The sequence below is a fragment of the Bacillus sp. 05T31 genome (assembly GCF_056396725.1).
The window spans coordinates 1-880 of the sequence record NZ_JBFTMA010001116.1 but is presented as its reverse complement, the minus strand read 5'-3'; the positions used below and the strand labels follow the sequence as shown (position 1 = coordinate 880).

1 protein-coding gene is annotated in these 880 nt (G+C 36.9%); it reads right to left on the bottom strand.

The window, feature by feature from the left end; genetic code table 11:
* Positions 1–880: prenyltransferase/squalene oxidase repeat-containing protein (locus AC1DJR_RS31735; RefSeq protein WP_477004443.1), on the bottom strand; the 880-nt coding region annotated here is incomplete at both ends.

Sequence of the window (880 nt, the reverse complement as noted above, 5' to 3'; positions counted from 1 at the left end):
CTTGGTAACCATTTGAACTCACCATTTGGAAGCTGGTATGACATTAAATTTTGTACTGCTTTATTAAGACGATCGTGATCTACATCTTTAACTAGCGATAGTCCAATAATTGCTTGTGCAGTACTATTAGAATTCTCTTGTCCATCAGCGGCAAAACCACCATTACCTAGCTGCTGCTTGTATAAATAATCAACAGCTTTTTGAATAGCTAGCTTTACATCTGCTTGATCTTGATAAGGAGCTAATGCTGCTAATACCATACTTGTTACATCAACGTTACTAGCACTTTCTTTACTACTTGAACTATCATATGTCCAGCCACCGTCTGTATGCTGCGCTTGTAAAAGTGCTTGTACTAAAGCAGCTCGATTCCATTTTGCTTCGGCTGGAATCTCATATTTCTTTGTATCTAATGCAAGTAATGTAAATGCGTATCCTGTAACAGAATTCACTTTATCTGATTCAAATAAATTTTGTACTARATTTTGTCCCTCTACCTTTGTAGGATCAACATTCATTGCATTCATCATAATAATCGTTCTAGCTAAATCTGTTGCTGAAAAACGATTTAAACGCTTCTTAACCTTTTCAGCTACTGGCTTAACATAGTTTATTTTCGTTTCAAGCGGAACATTTACACCTGAACGAGCAAGTCCAATCGCAACCCAATCACTACCAATTCCATCTTGTAACATCTTTTCTGACGTTTTAGAAATCGCTTCGTTTAATTGTGCTGCTGGAATTTCGACTTTYTCTTGCTTTGRTTGTTCTGTTACTTTATCTTCTGGTTTACCATCTGGCTTTTCTGTTTTCGGTTCTTCTGGCTTACCATCTGGCTTTTCTGTTTTCGGTTCTTCTGGTTTATCATCTGGCTTTTCTG